The organism is Kitasatospora sp. NPDC001132 (assembly GCF_053598415.1).
In genome coordinates this window covers 47,027-63,416 of record NZ_JBSFKF010000006.1, presented here as the reverse complement: position 1 = coordinate 63,416, position 16,390 = coordinate 47,027, and the positions used below count along the sequence as shown (strand labels likewise).

The window sequence follows — 16,390 nt, the reverse complement described above, 5'->3', positions numbered from 1 at the left end:
GCGGGCCTGGCGCCGGCTGAGCGCGGGCCGGGCGACGGCTGACCGCAGGCCTGCCACCCACTTGCTTATCTGCGACTGACCCGCGCGCGCCCGCGCGTCACTCGCCCACCGGAGAACGGAGACATCGTGCGGATCGGACTGCTGGGAACCGGCCCCTGGGCGGAACGGGTGCACGCGCCCGTCCTGGCCGAGCACCCCGGGCTGGAGTTCACCGGCGTCTGGGGCCGCCGACCGGAGGCGGCCGAGGCGCTGGGCGCCGCGTACGGCGTGCCCGGGTACGCGGACCTCGACCGGCTGCTGGCCGAGGTGGACGCGGTCTCCATCGCGCTGCCCCCGACCGTGCAGGCGGGCCTCGCGGTGCGGGCCGCCGAGGCCGGGTGCCACCTGCTGCTGGACAAGCCGGTCGCGCTGACCGTGCCGGACGCCGAGGCCGTGGTCGAGGCGGTGCGCGAGCACAAGGTCGCGTCGGTGGTCTTCTTCACCGTGCGCTTCGGCGGCGAGCAGATGCCGTGGATCGAGCGGCAGGCGGAGCTCGGCGGCTGGTTCACCGGCCGCTCGGACTGGCTCGGCTCGGTGTTCGCACCGGGCAGCACCAGCCCGTACGCCGCCTCACCGTGGCGGGTGGAGAAGGGCGCGCTGTGGGACGTCGGCCCGCACGCGCTGTCCGTACTGCTGCCGGTGCTGGGTGACGCGACGCAGGTGACGGCGGTGGCCGGTCCGCTGGACACCGTGAACCTGGTGGTGCGGCACGCCGGGGGAGCCTCCAGCACGCTCGCGCTCAGCCTGACCGCGCCGCTCGCGGCCGGCGGGACGGGCATGGAGCTGCGTGGCGAGCACGGCGTGGTGCAGCTGCCCCCGCGCGGCGAGGGCCCGGTCGCGGCGCTGCACCGGGCGCTGGACGCCCTGCAGGCCTCGGCGGCCTCCGGAGAGCCGCACCCCTGCGGGGCGGACTTCGGCCTGCGGGTGGTGGAGATCCTGGCCGCTGCCGAGCGCTCGCTGGCGGGCGGCGGACCGGTGGACGTCTGAGCACCGGCGGACGCCTGAGCGGGTGACGCGACGGGGCCGGGTGCGGAGGGAGATCCGCACCCGGCCCCGCCGTTCCACCCGGCCCCACCGCGTCACCCGCCCCGTCGCGTCACCCGCCCCACCGCGTCACGTGGGCGTCACCCGCGCGTCAGTCCGGCGGCAGCGGCGGCGGAGGGGTGGCGGAAGGACGGCGGTCGACGGGGCGGGCCGGCGGGATGACCGGGGCGCGGAAGTCGCGCGGGCCGGTCCACAGCGCCGGGACGGCGTCGCCGCGGCGGGCCAGCTCGTACGCCAGCGCCTCGTAGTTGACCCGCCAGCCGTGGAAGTGCACCCAGGCCTCCTCGGCCGGGCGCTCGCGCGGGAACCCAGCCGCGGTGATCATCGCGACGGCGCCCAGGTACTCGGCGTAGGTCAGCCGGATCGGGACGTCCGGGTCCGGGTCCGGGTCGAAGTCGAACCGCAGTGAGCGGGCGATGTCGCGCAGGGCGGTGAAGCCGGCCCGGAGCACCAGCCGGGCCTCGGGCGGGGCCGAGCGCGGGCAGAGCGCCAGGTGCAGGGCGGCGGCGTCCATCACGGCGATCAGCCCGACCACCCAGCTGCGGTTGGGCTGGGGGGAGCGGAAGGAGAGCAGCACCGGGTAGTTGGAGTGGCTCTCGCCGATGTCGGCGGCCAGCCGCTCCCAGTCCCGGTATAGCTGGGGGAGCGCGGTCTCGGTGTCCACCAGGGACTGGCGGGCGAGCAGCTCGGGGCCCCAGGCGGGCTCGCCGGCCCGGGACTGCAGCAGCGTCACCTCGGTCTCGCGGCGCTGGTAGGCGGCGTAGAGGGTCGGCAGGTAGGAGATCTGGAGGGCGATCACCAGCGGGCCGCTGGCGGCCGCCAGGAAGTCGATCGCGGACAGGTGCAGCCGCTCGCCGCTGGCGAAGCCGAGGGTGAAGAGGCTGGACCCGGCCTCGCGCACGGCCACCGACCAGCTGAGTTCGGAGGTGCCGTGCAGCAGCAGGGTGTACGCGATCAGCATGCAGCTGAGCCAGACGCCGAGCATGCCCAGCAGCACCAGCGGCGCCAGCCAGGTGAGCGCCCGGTCCTGCGCGTGGTAGCCGCGGGACGGCCCGGCGAACAGCCGCAGCAGCTTGCGCAGCACCCGCCAGAGCCGCATCACCAGTGCCGAGTAGAGCCCGCGCGGAACGACCAGGGTGCGCAGGATGCTGCCGACGACCAGCAGGAGCAGCAGCGCGCCGAGCGCGGTCTGGATCATCCTCATGGCGCCATTCTGGCGGTACGCCGGGACTGCCGTGGCACGCTCCGGGGCGGGTCGGCCGACCGGCGGCGGCCCGGCAGCCGGTGGCCGCGCGTCCGATGCCCGTCCGCCGTGGGCCCGCCGCCCGTCCGCAGCCCGTCCGCTGAGTGCCCGTCGCGGCTCCGTCGCACGAAGTATGACCATGATCACACCGAATCGAGGCTTACGTACTGGCGTTCCCATCGCGTCTACGTGGACGGAGGAATCAGTCCCACGAGCGAATCGGAGACCGGACTGTGCGTGCTCAGCAAGACGGCGCCGCCGAGGAGGAGAGGTCCGGGTGCCGACGGCGCCGGAAGCGTCGCCCCTCCCCGCGGATCGACTACCCGCGCCGAGGCCGGCGCGGGGTCCGCCGCTGGCTCCCGTCCTGGCGGCAGCTGCTGTTCGTGGTCGGGGCGGGGGCGACGGCGCTGACGGGCTGGCTGGTCTGGTTCTACGTCACCACCGCCGTCCCGGAGGACCTGAACGCCTTCGCCACCCAGCAGAACAACGTCTACTACTGGGCGGACGGCACCGAGATGGCGCGGATCGGCCCGACCAACCGGCAGGACGTGCCGCTCGACCAGGTTCCGGAGCCGGTGCGGTGGGCAGTGCTGGCGGCCGAGAACGAGACCTTCTACACCGACCCGGGCATCTCCGTGACCGGCATCGGCCGAGCCGTCGTCCAGATGGTCAAGGGCGGCGACACCCAGGGCGGTTCCACCATCACCCAGCAGTACGTCAAGAACATCTACCTGAACCAGCGCCAGGACATGTCCCGCAAACTCAGCGAGATCGTCATCGCGATCAAGCTGGACGACCGGATGAGCAAGCAGGACATCCTGGCCGGCTACCTGAACACCAGCTGGTTCGGGCGCGGCAGTTACGGCATCGAGCGCGCCGCGGCGGCGTACTACGGCAAGGACGTCTCCCAGCTCGACCCGAGCGAAGGCGCCTTCCTGGCCGCCCTGTTGAAGGGCGCCGGGCAGTACGACCCGGCGGTCGGCCCGGAGAACCGCAAGCGGGCCGAGGAGCGCTGGTCCTGGATCCTGGACCGGATGGTGGAGGTGGGCAAGCTGTCCGCCGCCGAGCGCGCCCGGTACACGGTCTTTCCCGAGCCGAGGCCTCAGCCGAAGTCGGCGGGGCTGAGCGGCCAGATCGGCTACCTGGTCGACATGGCCCGCGCCTACGTGGAGAGTCACAGCGACATCACCCCGGCCCAGCTCGACCTCGGCGGCCACCAGATCCGCACCACCTTCGAGAAGCCGAAGGTCGACGCCCTGGTCGCCGCCGTCCAGGAGGGCAGCGCGGGGATCGACCCGGACAACCGGGAGTCCGACAAGTTCCTGAAGGTCGGCGCCGCCTCGGTCGCCCGGGACGGCCGGATCGTCGCCCTCTACGGCGGCCCCGACTACCTGAAGCAGGGCTTCAACAACGCCAACACCACGACCGTGCCGATCGGTTCGGCCTTCACCCCGGTGGTGTACGCGGCCGGGCTCGGCCAGGGAGCACAGCGCCAGCGGGGCGGCAACCGCACCCCGGTGACGCCCGCCACCACCTACAACGGCGACGACGGGGTGAACGTGATGACCCCGGAAGGGCCGTACTGGGGGCGGGACGGGAAGATCGTCAAGACCGCCAACGACGGCAAGCGGAACTGGGGCAACGTCACCCTGCGGAATGCCGTCGAGCAGTCCGTCAACGGGCCGCTGATGCAACTCGGCATGGACGTCGGCCTGGACCGGGTGCAGAACACCGCCACCGACCTCGGGCTGCTCCCCACCAGCCTGGGCGAACTCGTCCCGGCCCTCGCCGTCGGCAACTCCACCCCCAGCGCCGTCCGCACCGCCGACGCGTACGCCACCTTCGCCTCCGGCGGCACCCACACCGACCCCTACTCGGTGCTCGGCGTCTCCCGCAACGGCGTCCAACTCCCGCTGCGCCTGCCGGCCGCCGCCCAGGCGCTCACCCCGGCGGTCGCGGGCGAGGTGGACGCGGCACTCAAGGGCTCCGTCCGCGACGGGGCCGCCAAGTCGGTCGCCGAGGCGGGCCCGAACCTGGCCGGCAAGCCCGGCACCACCGCGGACCGGACGGCAGGGTGGTTCGTCGGCTACAACGGGCAGCTGTCGACGGCGGTCACCGTGTTCCGCGCGGACCTGAAGGACATGAAGCTCCTCTCCCTCGAAGGCCTGGGCGGCGCCACCCCGGACACCTCCGACGCCGCCCTGCCGACCCGGATCTGGACCGCCTACATGAAGTCCCCGGCCACCCGGTAGCCCCGTCCGCCGCGGGGATCCCTCCCCTCTCCGAACCGGCAGGGGCCCGCGACACTAGGCTGAAGCGGATGAAGATGACGTTCGGGGTGTTGGGCCCCCTGGCGGTCGAGGTGGACTCGGTGCCGCAGGTGCTGCCGCGGGCCACCGTGCTGCGGGGGCTGCTGGGGGCGCTGCTGCTCGCGGAGGGAGAGCGGCTGCAGGTGGGGCGGCTGCTGGACCTCGTGTGGGCCGGGCAGGCGGACCGGGTCGGCCGGGGCGCGGTGCACACCGGGATGTCGCGGCTGCGGACCTGGCTCGGGGGCTTCGGGGACGAGAGCGTGGTCCTGGCCTCCGACGCGCAGGGGTACCGGCTGGTGACCGGGCCGGACGCGGTGGACCTCGGGCGGTTCCGCAGGCTGGCCGCCGGAGGGGACCCGGTCGGGGCGATCGGGCTGCGGCGCGGCCCGGTGTTGGCCGGGCTGGAGCGGGTGAACCGGGCGGACCCGCTGGTCGCGTCCGTGGTGGACGAGGTGCGCGCCACCGTCCTGGCCCTGGCCCGGGCCGGCCTCGCCGCCGGAGCGCCGCGGCCGGCCGTGCCCGCCCTGACGGCGCTTGCCGAGGAGCACCCGTTCGACGAACCCGTGCAGGCCGCCCTGCTGGAGCTGCTGGCGGCGGACGGCCGGGCGGCCGAGGCGCTGCGCCGCTTCCAGGCGCTGCGTCGGCGGCTGTCCGAGGAGCTCGGGATCGAGCCCGGCGAACAGGTGCAGAACGTCTTCCTGACGCTGCTGGCGCAGGACCGCGAGGGCGCCCGTACGAGCCCGGGGTGCGCCCGCGTTCCCTCCCAACTGCCGTGCGACATCCCGGACTTCACCGGGCGGGACGAGCAGGTGCGGCTCGTGCTGGACGCCCTGGCGGCCGGCCGGGTCCCGGTGATCGCCGGCATGGGCGGCATCGGCAAGACGGCGCTGGCCGTCCACGCCGCCCACCGCGCCGCCGTCGACTACCCGGACGGCCGGCTGTACGCCGACCTGCGAGGGGCCGACGAGTCGCCCGCCGACCCGGCCGGCGTGCTGGCCGCCTTCCTGCGCGCCCTCGGCGCCGACCCCCGGGAGATCCCGGCCTCGCTGGAGGAGCGTTCCGCGCTCTACCGCACCCTGCTCGCCGGGCGCCGCGCCCTCGTCCTCCTCGACAACGCCGCCGGGGAGCAGCAGTTGGGCCCGCTGCTCCCCGGCACGCCGGCGGAGTGGGCCTGCGACCGGTCGCAGGCCCGCCCGGCGGTCCTCGTCACCAGCCGCGCCGCGCTCACGGCCCTGCCCGGCTCCCGGCTCGTCTACCTGCACGAACTCGACGCCGCCCACGCGCGGACGCTGCTGAGCCGCATCCTCGGGGAGCAGCGGGTCGCCGCCGAGCCGGTGGCCGCCGCCCGGATCGTCGAGCTGTGCGGCGGCATGCCGTTGGCGGTCCGCATCGCCGGTGCCCGCCTGGCCGCCCGGCCGCGCTGGACCCTGGCCCGGCTCGCCCACCTGCTGCACGACGAACGGCGCCGGCTCGACGAACTGGCCGCCGGGAACCTGGCCGTACGGGCCGGCTTCGCCGTCGGCTACACCCGCCTCGCCGAGCCGACCCGCCGCACCTTCCGGCTGCTCGGGCTGCTCGACGCCCCCGACTTCGCGTCGTGGGCCGCGGCGGCGACGGCCGACATCCCGCCGGAGCAGGCCGAGCGGCAGCTGGAGGAGCTGATCGACGCCCAACTCCTCCAGGAGACCGGCACGGAACCGCACCTGCGCTACCGCTTCCACGACCTCGTCCGGCTGTACGCGCGAGAGCACGCCGAGGCCGCGGACGAACCGGCCGCCCGCGTCGCCGCGCTCGAACGGGCCTTCGGCGCCTGGCTCTGGCTGGCCGAGCAGGCGGCCGACCAGGTGCCCGGGCCGTGCTTCGCGCCGATCCACGGCGCCGCGCCGCGTCACCCGATGCCGTCCGGCGTCGCGGCGGCGCTGCTGGACGACCCGACGGCCTGGTTCGACGCCGAGCAGCCGGCCCTCAACGCGAGCGCCCGGCAGGCCGCCGCGCTGCGCATGGTGCCGATGGCGTGGGAACTCGCCGCCTGCCAGGAGAAGTACTGCGACGTGCGCGGCCTGTACGACGAGTGGCGCACCACCCACCTGGCCGCCCTCCAGGCCTGCCGGGCGGCCGGCGACGGCCTGGGGACGGCCGTGCTCACCCGCGGCCTGATCGAGGTGATGACCTGGACCACCGCGGCCGACGGCTCCGGGGCGACCGTCGACCTGCCGGACGGCACCCAGACGATGGTCGCGCTGGACGACCGGGCGCGACACCTGCGAGGCCTGTTCGAGCAGGCCGGGGAACCGCGCGGGACCGCCGACGCCCTCGTCCTGACGGCCTGGAGCCTGGTGGCCCAGGGCCGCGAGCAGGAGGCCCTGGACGCCGCCCGGCAGGCCCTGGACCTCGCCACCGCCCACGACCACCCGGGCGGCGAGGCCCGGGCCCACCAGATCATCGCCATCGCCTACGGGGAGACGGACCTCGACCGCACGATCGAGCACCTCACCGAGGCGCTGCGGCTGGCGCGGCTGATCGGCAACACCCGCTTCGAGGCGACCGCGATCCAGTTCCTCGGGGCCGCCCACGGCCGGGCCGGCCAGGTGGAGCGGGGCGGCGAGCTGCTCCTGCGCTCGCTCGCCATGGCCCGCTCGCTCAAGGACCGCTACGTGGAGGCGTTCTCGCTGCTCTACCTGGCGATGCTGTACGCGGCCACCGGCGACGACCGGGCCCGTGAGACGGCCGAGGCCGCGCTGGCCATCGCCCGCCGCTTCGACCTGGGGCACCACCTCGCCCAGGCCCTCGGCATCCTGGGGGAGCTGGACCTGGCGGCGGGGGACCACGCCTCGGCGGTCGGGCACCTGGAGGAGTCGGTGCTGGTGTGGCGCGCCCGCGGCTGGCGCTCCTTCCTCGCGGAGGCGCTCCGCGCGCTCGGCCGGGCGTACGAGGCGGCCGGGCTGGCCGAGTCGGCCGCGCGGGTGCTGGAGGAGGCGCGGGAGTTGAGCGAGATCCGGTAGCCCGGCCGGGGCCGTACGGCGCCGGGGCCGTACGGAGTGGCCGCCCGGCGGCCGAGGTTCGCCGTCCGTGGGCCGAGCGGTGAGCGATCGGTAAGCGAACGGTAAGGCGCCCCTGCCTAGGCTCGATCCCCACGGCACAGGACAGGCGTACGCACCCGGCCCCGGCCCGGTCGACGCGCCCGTCCCGTACGCGCCGCATGGGCAGCCGGTCGGGTCCGCGCAGGGGACGGACCCGGCCGGAGGCGCGGCCGGTCGGTGCTGAGCCGGCGCCAGAGCCAGTACAGCTCCGGAGCCAGGGCCAGCTCCATAGCTTGAGCCAGTGCCAGTGCCAGTGCCAGTGCCAGCTCCAGAGCTTGAGCCGCGCCGGGGCATCCGGCGCGGCCGCTCGTGTCCACCCCCTATGATCGCGCCCCGGGGGGAAGGCCGCTGACCTGGTAGGACGCCGGTCGTGTCCGCTCCCTTTCGGCGACGCGGCTCCGCGCCGCCGATCCGACGACCGGGAGACTACGACTCGGTGATACTCACTCAACGCCGGGGCCGCGGGCTGCTGGCCGGCGCCTCGGCGCTCGCGCTGGCACTGCTGCCCGCGGGCCTCGCACCCACCAAGGCGGCCGCCGCCCCGACCGCCGCCCCGACCGCCGCCCCGGCTGGCGCTCCGGCCGCAGCCCCGGCCGGCGACGGCTCCGGGCCGACGCCGGTGGACCTCGACACCACGCGTGCCTTCGCGGACACCTTCCAGCTGGACCCGGCCAGGGACACCGACCCGCTGTACGGGCTGAACGTGGGGCTCGAAGCCCGGCAGTCGGTTCCGGCCGGGCAGCACGGGATCTCCTACACCCGGGTCTCCGGCCGCTGGGACACCTCGGTCGCGCCCGACCAGTGGTTCGTCCAGACCAGTCATCCCAACTACCCCAACAAGCTGCTGTTCGCCAAGGGCGTCTCCGCGGTCATGCTCGGTGCGCCGGCCGTCGCGGACGGCACCGGTCACTACACCGTCTCGACGGTGATCGACCCCGTCGTCGGTGACACCGGCGGCAACGACTGGGGCTCGATCGTGCTGAGCCGCAGCCACCGCAGCAACGGCTACGTCACCGGTGGCGACGTCGACCTCGGACTGACCGTCAGCTCGCGCGGCGGGCTCGCCCTCTTCCACGGCGGCGGCGGTGAGACTCCGTTCTGGACCGGCACGGTGGCGCCCACGGCACAGTACGCCGTCTCGTTGACCGTCTCCACCGGGGCCGACCGCGCCGTCACCCTGACGGTGAACGGCACCCCGTTCACCGTCTCGGCGCCGGCCGGGGTGACCCGCTGGCCGGGCAGCGAGTTCCTCTACCTCGGCGCCTACCTCACCAACCCGGACCGGTTCACCACCTTCGGCGACGGCGCCGGCCACGGGTTGAACGTCAGCAGGGTCGACACCGGTGCCACCCGCAGCGCCAAGCCGCTCGTCGACACCTTCGACGGCGCGCCCAACGCCACCGCCGACTTCGGACTCAACCAGGACCTCAGCGCCCGCCAGCCGAGCCTGATCTCCGCGAACTACACCGCCGTCTCGGGCGTCAAGGGCCTGGCCCTCGACCCGCCGGCGGGCTCGGTGCAGGTCAACAGCCCGGCCCAGCCGAACGTGCTCTCCTTCCCCAAGGGCACCTCGGCCGTGCGCCTGAACAAGCCGGCCACCTCGGACGTCCCGACCGGCGCCTACACGGTGCACGCCGTGCTGACCCCGGTGGTCGGCAGCACCTCCGGCCAGGACTGGGCCTCCCTCGCCGTCAGCAACGCCTCGGGCGGTACGGGCGCCGTGGACTCCGAGGACGTCGCGCTCGGCCTGCGCGTCCAGGCCGACGGCGGGCTGACGCTCTTCCAGGGCGGCCGGTCGACCGTCCTGCCCGCGGCCCCGGCGGCGGGCTCCTACGAGGTGTCGGTCGCGCTCAAGACGGACGGGCAACGGGCGACCGTCCTGGTCAACGGCGCGACGGTGTTCTCCGGCCGCACCGACGTCCAGCTGCCCCGCGACGGCTACGTCTCGCTCGGCGCCCACCACTCGGCGGCCGGCCAGGTCACCACGGTGGACGACCTGCGGATCTCCATGCTGGGCGGGCTCGGTTACTACGGGTTCTTCGACATCCGGGACCCGGACTCGCCGAACAACGGCGTCAACCACGCGCCGGAGGTGGCGCAGTGGACCAACCTCAACAACTACCTGCGTGGCCAGGACCCCCGCCTGGAGTTCCTGGACCAGTGCCTGCCGGCCTCCTGCGTGATCGACGTCAACCAGGAGACGGTGATCCCGAACTCGCCGGGCGACTGGGCGGTCCACCCGAACCCGGACGCCGCGGAGAACCTCCGCAAGCTGGTGGAGCGCATCGGGCCGAACATCGACAAGATCGCCGCCGTGGACATGGCGGACGAGCCCTACTCGCACGGCATGGCCCCCGAGCAGGTCATGCTGCAGGCCAAGCAGATCCGGGCCGCGTTCCCGGACAAGATGCTGATCATGAGCCTCGACCACTGGAACGCCGAGCAGACCGCGCCGATCCCGCCCGAGGTCGACATCGCCGGCTTCGACTACTACTGCATGGGCCGCGGCCGGCTCCAGCCGCTGCTGGCGAACCTGAAGACGTTCCTCTCCTCGCCGGACCAGCACCTGATGCTCTTCCCGGAGTCCACCAACGAGCGGTACGTCGCCGACAACTGCTACCCCGACAGGACCGACGCGGACGTCGCGGCGTACAACGCCGAGTACCGGGCGCTCGCCGCGCAGGACCCGCGCGTCGTCTACCTGCAGAACTTCCGCTGGCTGGGCCCCGACCAGCCGAACAAGGTGCCGCTGACCGTCGCGGCGCAGCAGCGGATCGGCAGGGCCGTGATCAAGGCCACGCCCACGCCGAAGCCGGCCTCGGCGGCCGTCTACCGGCGGTCCGACGGCAGCTTCGGCGAGGCCGCCCACAACGGCCGGTACACCGGGCAGACCGTGTTCGGCGGCGGCGGCGACGACGTCGTCCCGCTGACGGGCCACTGGAACGGGCCGGGCACCGACACCATCGGCGTCTACCACCGCGACACCGCGACCTTCCAGCTGTCGAACGACAACGCCACCGTGGCCGCCACCTTCCCGTTCGGGATCCCCGGTGACATCCCGCTGGTCGGCGACTGGAGCGGGCAGGGGCGGACCACGGTCGGTGTCTACCGGCCCAGCGACCAGTACTTCTACCTCTCCGACGACAACTCCACCGTCAAGTACCGGATGAGGCTGGGCAACCCGGGCTGGACGCCGCTGGTCGGCGACTGGGACGGCAACGGCACCACCACCGTCGCCGTCTACGACCCGCAGACCCAGATCTTCTACCTGAACGACTCCAACCAGACGGAGAACGTGCGGCCGGGCGTCAAGTTCGGCAACCCCGGCGACATCCCGGTCAAGGGCGACTGGGACGGCACCGGCAAGGAGACCATCGGTGTCTACCGGCCCGGCGACCAGACCTTCTACGGGGCCGCCGAGAACTCCGACCTGGTGATCTACCGCACGAAGTTCGGCAACCCGGGCGACGTCCCGCTGGTGGGCAACTGGGGCTGACGCCTCGTGTGACGTCCGACGGGCGCCCTCCCGACCGCTCCGCGGCGTCGGGAGGGCGCCCTGCTGTTGCCGGCCCTCCAGGGGGAGCCGGTGCCGTCACGGCGTCAGGTGATGTGCCGCAGCAGCGCGGCGACGGCGGGCGGCGCCTCGCCGGGGGGCCGGACGACCATGACCTTCCAGGTCGGGGCGTGGCGGTCGAAGCGGTACTGGGGGAGGTCGGGGAAGCGGTCCGCGATCGACCTGGGCATGATGCAGACGCCCAGGTCGTTGCGGACCAGCTCGGCGGCCGCCACGATGTCGTTCACCTCGAAGGTGGTGCTGCGGTCGACGCCCGCAGCGCGGAAGGCGCGGTCGACGGCGTGGCGGATGGCCCAGCCGGGGGTGAAGTCCACCAGGGGCAGCCGGGCGACGTCGGCGAGGGTGACCTCGCCCTCCGGGGTGGCCCCGGCAAGCACCCGTCGGGGCGCCGCGAGCAGCACCATGGACTCGCGGGACAGCAGTCTGGTGGTGAGGCCGCGCTGCTGCTGGCGGTCGAGCGCCACCACGGCCAGGTCGACGGTGCCCTCGCGCAGCGCCTGGCGGATGTCGGCGACGGCGGCCTGGCGCAGGTGCACGACGACGCCGGGGTGTTCGGCGCGCAGGGCGGCCAGGGCGTGGTGGAGGCCGGCCCAGACGCCCTGCATGGTGCCGACGGTCACCCGGCCGCGCAGCTGCCCGCGGGCGGCGTCGACGGCTTCCCGGGCGAGTTCGGCGGCCCGCAGGGTCGCGCGGGCGGCGGGGACGAAGGCCTCGCCGGCGGGGGTGAGGGCGACGCGGTGGGTGGTGCGGTCGAACAGCGGGGTGCCGAGTTCGCGTTCGAGGGCGCGGACGGTGCCGGACACGGAGGACTGGACGACGTGCAGCCGCCGTGCCGCCGCCGTGAAGCCGCCGGTGTCCGCCACCGCGACCACGACCTCCATCTGCCGCAGATCCATCGTCCACTCCCGGTTGGGCCGTACGCCGCCCGGGGCGGGGCGGCGTGGGCTGTCGATCTTCACGCATCGTATGCGGAGGGCGGTGCCGCCCCCGAGGGTGTGCGGCGGGCGGCCCGGCACGCCGCGCCGGCCCGTCCTCGGTTGCTCGCCGCGGGGACGGGCCGCGGCCGGGCCGCTCCCGGTCACGCGCTCGCGGTGCCGGGTTCGGCGGCCGCGCCCTGGCGGCGTTCGGTGGTCCAGTAGAGCAGGGCGAGCAGGGGCAGGGCGGTGCCGAGGGTGGCGACGCCGCTCCAGCCCCAGGCGTGGTAGACGACGGAGCCGAGTTCGGATCCGGCTGCTCCGCCGACGAAGAACATGGCGATGAAGGCGCTGTTGAGGCGGGCCCGGGCGGCCGGGTCGAGCGCGTAGACGGTGTGCTGGCCGAGGATCAGGCTGGCCTGGACGGCCATGTCGATGAGGACGGCGGCGAGGGCGAGCAGGATGACGCTGTGGCCGCCGAAGCCGGCGAGTGCGAAGGAGACGGCGGCGACGGCGAAGGCGATGCCGGTCATGCGGCGGGTCAGCCCGTGGTCGGCCCAGTGTCCGGCGAACGGGGCGACGGCCGCTCCGGCCGCGCCGACGAGGGCGAACAGGCCGACGCCGACCGCGGAGTAGTGGAAGTGGGGGCCGGTCAGGACGAAGGAGACGGTGGTCCAGAAGGCGCTGAAGGCGGCGAACATCGCGGCCTGGTAGAGGCCGCGGCGCAGCAGGGCGGGGTGGGTGCGCACCAGCCGGACGGTGGAGCGCAGGACGTGGTGGTACGGGATGGTGGTGGTCGGGGCGTGCGCGGGCAGGGCGGCGCGCAGGGCCACGCCGAGGACGGCCATCAGCACGGCGGAGCCGAGGAAGACGGTGCGCCAGCCGGCGAGGTCGGAGACCAGGCTGCTGAGGGTGCGGGAGAGCAGGATGCCGGTGAGCAGTCCGCTCATCACCCGGCCGACGATCCGGCCGCGGGCGTGGTCGGGGGCGAGGCTCGCGGCGAACGGGACGAGGACCTGGGCGACGACCGAGGTGGCGCCGCTGACGAGGGAGGCGATCAGCAGCATCGGGAAGCTGGTGGCGAGCCCGGCGGCGACGAGGGCGAGGGTGGTGACCGTCAGCAGGGCGGTGATGAGGTTGCGCTTCTCCAGCCGGTCGCCGAGCGGGACGAGGAAGAGCATGCCGATCACGTAGCCGACCTGGGTGAGGGTGATCAGGGCCCCGGTGGTGGCGGTGCTGGTGTGGAAGACCCCGCTCAGCGTGGAGAGCAGGGGCTGGGCGTAGTAGAGGTTGGCGACCGTCATGCCGGAGGCGACGGCCAGCAGGGCTATCAGCCAGCCCGGCACGCCGTGGGGGGCGTCGGCGGGTGCGGACCGGCGCGCGGCGGTCGGGAGGTCGGACGAGGCGGACATGGGGCACCTTCTCGAAGCAGTGGGCCGGGGTCGGCCGGCACGGGCGGGGCGGTGACGGCAGCCTCTTCGCTGCCGTCACACAGGTGTGAGCGCCGGTCCGCGCCCGCTGCTTCCCCGTCCGGGACGATGCTTCGGAATGTCAGTCATCTCGATCGGAGATGACCGCGGAAGCCCTGCCGCCGGGCCGTGCGCGGTTTCCGGATCCGGCCCGCGCCGCCCGGGCCCGTCACTTGACCAGGCGGGACCAGTCGGCCGGCTGGGCGGGGTCGAGTTGGCGGAGCTTGTCGAGGACCGCCGGGTCCTGGGCGTCGAGCCAGTCGGCGACCTGGCGGAAGGAGGCGCAGCGGACGCCCTCGCGCTTGCAGACGCTCTTCATCACGTCCTCGACGGCCTTCATGTAGATGCCGCCGTTCCAGTCCTCGAAGTGGTTGCCGATGAACAGCGGGGCACGGCTGCCGTTGTAGACGCGTTCGAAGCCGGCGAGGTAGCTGTCGCGGGTCTCCTTCTCCCAGGTGTCGTACTTCTTGGGGTCGCCCTTGGTGCTTTCCCCGGACTGCTTGGCCAGGAAGTTGAAGTCCATCGAGAGGCTCTGGGTCGACTTCCCCGAGTAGGGGAGCATCTGGAGCGGGAAGTTCCAGATGTCGTCCTTCTTGGTGGGCCAGACCTGGAACTCGCCGGGGGAGCTGGCGTCGTAGCGGAAGTTCGTGGCCTTCTCGGCCGGCAGCAGGTTCTTCTGGCCCTCCAGGCAGGGGGCGCGGCCGCCGACCAGTTCCTTGGTGTAGTCGAAGGGGAGCGGCGGGAGGTCCTTGAAGCCGGTGTTGGTCTTCCAGTTGGTGACGAAGGAGATCGCCTGGTCGAGCTCGCTCTTCCACTCCTCGGTGCTCCACTCGCCGCCGCCCTTGGCGTTGCAGAAGTGCCCGTTGAAGTGGGTGCCGATCTCGTTGCCGTCCTGCCAGGCGAGGCGCAGCTGTTCCAGGGTGTCCTTGATGTGGGGGTCGGTGGCGTAGTCGATGGAGGCGTCGCCGGGCTTGTGCTGCGGGGGCTTGTACAGCGTGCTCTTGGACTTGGGGAGGGTGTAGAGGCCGCTCAGGAAGAAGGTCATCTGGGCGTTGTTCTCCACGCCGAGCTTGCGGAAGCGGGAGAACATGCGCTCGTCGCCCTCCAGTGCCCCGTCCCAGGAGAAGACGACGAACTGCGGCGGCTTCTCGCCCGGCTTGAGCCGCTCGGGCGTGGGCTGCTTGGGCTGCGGGCCGGTGTAGGAGGTGGAGCCGTCGCCGAGCACCTTGACCTGGCCGTCCCAGGTGGCGGTGGGAACGGGCGGCGGCGGGGCCGGGGCCTCGGTGGTGCTGCTCGGGGCGGGGCTGGACGCGGTGGTGCCGGTGGCGGTCGTGGGTCTGCTCGTTGTGTCGGAGCATCCGGTCGCCAGGGCGGAGGCCCCGAGGACCCCCATCGTCAGCAGGATGGCCGAGCCGCGAGCAGTCCGCACGGGACCCCCTTTTCCCTGATCTCTGATCAGAAGTGTTCGGAAGACGATCGACGAATGTGATCATCAGAACATTTTTGAGCGCCAAGGTCGAACCGTTCGGGGGCTGTTCGGCAGTGGCCCGTCCGGCGTGACCGGCGGTGGTGACGACGTCACGGGATCGAGGGGGCCCGGGGGTCCATGCCATTGACAGGGCGCCTCCCGGGTTGAATGCTAAGCAAGCGCTTAGTCAATAATCCGCCTCCCCGAGGAGCCGCCCGATGGCCGAGACCCCCGTCGACCCGCCCGGCCTGGACCTGGCCCGTCTCCGGGCCCACCTGGACCGCGAGCTGCCCGGGATCCTCCAGGGGCCGCTGCGGGCCGACCTCGTCGAAGGGGGCCGCTCGAACCTCACGTACGTGCTGAGCGACGGCACCTCCCGCGCCGTCCTGCGGCGCCCGCCGCTCGGGCACGTCCTCGCCACCGCGCACGACATGGGCCGCGAGTACCGCGTGATGACCGCGCTGCGCGACACCGGCGTCCCCGTGCCCCGCACCCTGCTGCTCGACCCGGACACCGACACCCTCGGCGCCCCCTGGTACCTCATGGAGTACGTCCCCGGCACCGCCCACCGGGACGCCGCGCCGCTGGCCGCCCTCGGCGAGCAGCGGGTGAACGCGCTCGGCACCAGGCTGGTCGACACCCTCGCCACCCTGCACCGGATCGACCCCGCCGCCGTCGGCCTCGCCGACTTCGGGCACCCCGAGGGGTACCTGGAGCGCCAGCTGCGCCGCTGGTCCAAGCAGCTCGCCGCCTCCCGCAGCCGCGAACTGCCGGACCTGGACCGGCTGTACGACCTCCTCGGCCGGCGGCTGCCCGTCTCGCCCGCGCCCGCCCTCGTCCACGGGGACTACCGGCTGGACAACGTCCTGGTCGACGAGAACGACGACATCGCCGCGGTCCTGGACTGGGAGATGTCCACCCTCGGCGACCCGCTCACCGACATCGGCCTCCTGGTGATGTACACCGAACTCGCGGGCGTCGGCGGCGGCATCATCCCCTCCGCCATGACCGCCCCCGGCTTCCCCGAGCCCGACGAGATCGTCTCCTCCTACGCCGACGCGACCGGCCGCCGGGCGGAGGACCTCGACTGGTACGTCGCCTTCGCCTCGTTCAAACTCGCCGCCGTCGCCGAGGGCATCCACTTCCGCTTCCGGCAGGGCCGCACCCTGGGCGCCGGCTTCGAGCGCGCCGGCGAGATGGCGCCGATCCTCGCCCGGCACGGCCTGAGCACCCTCAAGGAGAACTGAGCA

9 protein-coding genes are annotated in these 16,390 nt (G+C 73.6%); 5 read left to right on the top strand and 4 right to left on the bottom strand.

The genetic code is table 11. The features are described from left to right. Positions 1–126: 126 nt before the first annotated feature. Entirely contained in the window at positions 127–1,026 is a 900-nt protein-coding gene (locus ACWDBE_RS10375) for a Gfo/Idh/MocA family protein (RefSeq protein WP_449792139.1), read from the top strand. Between the two features lie 148 nt (positions 1,027–1,174). Here the strand turns inward: ACWDBE_RS10375 and ACWDBE_RS10370 are convergent, their stop codons facing one another. Next, on the bottom strand, positions 1,175–2,287 hold the full coding sequence (locus ACWDBE_RS10370; protein WP_449792140.1) for a hypothetical protein: 1,113 nt from the start codon (positions 2,285–2,287) through the stop codon (positions 1,175–1,177). Between the two features lie 272 nt (positions 2,288–2,559). On the opposite strand from ACWDBE_RS10370, the gene ACWDBE_RS10365 reads away from it, so the two are divergent. From ACWDBE_RS10365 to ACWDBE_RS10355, 3 genes are all read left to right on the top strand, one after another. Further along, positions 2,560–4,578, top strand: a complete 2,019-nt coding sequence (locus ACWDBE_RS10365; RefSeq protein ID WP_449792141.1) for a transglycosylase domain-containing protein — start codon at positions 2,560–2,562, stop codon at positions 4,576–4,578. Positions 4,579–4,646: 68 nt separating this feature from the next. Continuing rightward, positions 4,647–7,637: an ATP-binding protein gene (locus tag ACWDBE_RS10360; RefSeq protein ID WP_449792142.1), complete on the top strand. Its 2,991-nt coding sequence runs from the start codon at positions 4,647–4,649 to the stop codon at positions 7,635–7,637. Between the two features lie 514 nt (positions 7,638–8,151). Next, complete coding sequence (locus tag ACWDBE_RS10355) at positions 8,152–11,211, top strand: hypothetical protein (RefSeq protein WP_449807710.1); 3,060 nt, start codon at positions 8,152–8,154, stop codon at positions 11,209–11,211. A 104-nt stretch (positions 11,212–11,315) separates the two neighbouring features. On the opposite strand, the gene ACWDBE_RS10350 is transcribed toward ACWDBE_RS10355, so the two are convergent. The 3 genes from ACWDBE_RS10350 to ACWDBE_RS10340 all read right to left on the bottom strand — a co-directional run bounded on the left by ACWDBE_RS10350 (position 11,316) and on the right by ACWDBE_RS10340 (position 15,065). After that, positions 11,316–12,248, bottom strand: a complete 933-nt coding sequence (locus ACWDBE_RS10350; RefSeq protein WP_449792144.1) for a LysR family transcriptional regulator — start codon at positions 12,246–12,248, stop codon at positions 11,316–11,318. 119 nt (positions 12,249–12,367) lie between these two features. After that, on the bottom strand, positions 12,368–13,615 hold the full coding sequence (locus tag ACWDBE_RS10345) for an MFS transporter (protein ID WP_449792145.1): 1,248 nt from the start codon (positions 13,613–13,615) through the stop codon (positions 12,368–12,370). Positions 13,616–13,841: 226 nt separating this feature from the next. Continuing rightward, on the bottom strand, positions 13,842–15,065 hold the full coding sequence (locus ACWDBE_RS10340; protein WP_449792163.1) for a hypothetical protein: 1,224 nt from the start codon (positions 15,063–15,065) through the stop codon (positions 13,842–13,844). Positions 15,066–15,358: 293 nt separating this feature from the next. Between ACWDBE_RS10340 and ACWDBE_RS10335 the strand changes: the two genes are divergently transcribed. Continuing rightward, on the top strand, positions 15,359–16,387 hold the full coding sequence (locus ACWDBE_RS10335; RefSeq protein ID WP_449792146.1) for a phosphotransferase family protein: 1,029 nt from the start codon (positions 15,359–15,361) through the stop codon (positions 16,385–16,387). Positions 16,388–16,390 lie beyond the last annotated feature (3 nt).

Bases quoted from the DNA above. Each gene is read 5' to 3' on its own strand.
- ACWDBE_RS10370 (WP_449792140.1), bottom strand. From the start codon at position 2,287: ATGAGGATGATCCAGACCGCGCTCGGCGCGCTGCTGCTCCTGCTGGTC.
- ACWDBE_RS10340 (WP_449792163.1), bottom strand. From the start codon at position 15,065: ATGGGGGTCCTCGGGGCCTCCGCCCTGGCGACCGGATGCTCCGACACA.
- ACWDBE_RS10345 (WP_449792145.1), bottom strand. From the start codon at position 13,615: ATGTCCGCCTCGTCCGACCTCCCGACCGCCGCGCGCCGGTCCGCACCC.
- ACWDBE_RS10360 (WP_449792142.1), top strand. From the start codon at position 4,647: ATGAAGATGACGTTCGGGGTGTTGGGCCCCCTGGCGGTCGAGGTGGAC.
- ACWDBE_RS10335 (WP_449792146.1), top strand. From the start codon at position 15,359: ATGGCCGAGACCCCCGTCGACCCGCCCGGCCTGGACCTGGCCCGTCTC.